Source organism: Acinetobacter sp. ANC_7511 (genome assembly GCF_056779975.1).
The window spans coordinates 1-400 of sequence record NZ_JBWYIY010000058.1 but is presented as its reverse complement, the minus strand read 5'-3'; the positions used below and the strand labels follow the sequence as shown (position 1 = coordinate 400).

Here is a 400-nt window from a genome sequence, read left to right as displayed (position 1 = left end):
GTAATAAAATTATTACGGTTGCAGCGGATGAGAGTTTGATCGATGCATTAGCGAGAGAAGGCATAAAGATTGAGAAATCATGTGAACAAGGTGTGTGTGGTACATGTTTGTGTGATGTATTAGAAGGTGAGCCTGACCATCGTGATGTGTATTTAACGGATGAAGAAAAAGAGAGTAATGAACAGATTTTGGTGTGCTGTTCACGATCAAAATCAAAATTTCTGGTTCTGGATATTTGATGTCAATCAATAAGCAAACATACATCTCTCCTTACCAAGTAAAAGAGATGCTGGAAAAAACTTAACAAGGAATAGATCTCTTTCATAAATCAAAAAAAGATCTATCCCTTGCTGATTATTTGTACCGAATAATTTTAAATATTCATGCATAATTTGTGAAT

At 34.0% G+C, this 400-nt stretch carries 1 protein-coding gene; it reads left to right on the top strand.

The genetic code is table 11. From position 1 onward, the window contains the following. Nucleotides 1–239, top strand: a 239-nt coding sequence (locus tag AC1M9L_RS14815; protein WP_481592562.1) for a 2Fe-2S iron-sulfur cluster-binding protein, incomplete at its 5' end; no start/stop codon positions are given. Nucleotides 240–400: the final 161 nt, after the last annotated feature.